The organism is Paenibacillus allorhizosphaerae (assembly GCF_042659105.1).
In the GTDB taxonomy this organism is placed as follows: Bacteria; Bacillota; Bacilli; order Paenibacillales; family NBRC-103111; genus Paenibacillus_G; species Paenibacillus_G allorhizosphaerae.
Genome location: NZ_JBHSRV010000075.1, coordinates 1 through 705 on the forward strand (window position 1 = coordinate 1; position 705 = coordinate 705).

Sequence of the window (705 nt, forward strand, 5' to 3'; positions counted from 1 at the left end):
GAGCTTGGCCTCAGCCCGAAGGAGATGCTCGGCATCGTCCGCTTTCAAAGCGTGCTTGAGGAATTGTACAGCGGAGACTATTTCAGCTTGACGGATTTGGCGCTTCAACACGGGTACTACGATCAGTCACACTTCGCTGGCGTTTTTAAGCGATATTACGGACTTCCACTCAAACGGCTGACCAAGCAGGAGTGAGGAAGTCCGTTTTTTACTATTTTGCAATGAGGGACAATTACTATAATGGGAGTGAAAATCAAACAAGGCGAGGGGAGCTGCAAAGCATGACGGTAAAGTTGAAACGAGTCGCGATTTACGTAGAAGAGATGAAGAGGGCGTTGGATTTTTATCGCGTGCTGGGGCTGGCTATTCCGGACGGCGCCGACGAAGCGCATCACGTAGACGTGGAGCAAGAAGGAATTGTGTTTGCATTCGATATGGTGGAATCGGTAAAGAGTGTTTTTGAAGGCTGGGAAGATCCTGTCGGCTACCGGACCGAGTTCGCCTTTCAGTTCTCCAGCAACGAAGCGCTGGACGACGTGTACCGTCAGTTGACGACGCTTGGGTATGACGGCTTCCTCGAGCCGCGAGATACACCGTGGGGAGAGCGATATGCGATCATAAAGGACCCCGATAACAATTTAATCAGTCTCGTCGCGTAGCGAAGAGAAGGAATGCGCCATTAAACAACAAGCAGATGGGAAGCAC

The 705-nt window shown here is 50.9% G+C and carries 2 protein-coding genes; both read left to right on the top strand.

What is annotated here, in order from left to right:
• The coding region (locus ACFQI7_RS37845; protein WP_218103631.1) for a helix-turn-helix domain-containing protein at positions 1 to 195 on the top strand (195 nt) is incomplete at its 5' end.
• An 86-nt stretch (positions 196 to 281) separates the two neighbouring features.
• Positions 282 to 659 (top strand): VOC family protein, encoded by a 378-nt coding sequence (locus ACFQI7_RS37850; protein WP_377518649.1) that lies wholly within the window; start codon positions 282 to 284, stop codon positions 657 to 659.
• Positions 660 to 705 lie beyond the last annotated feature (46 nt).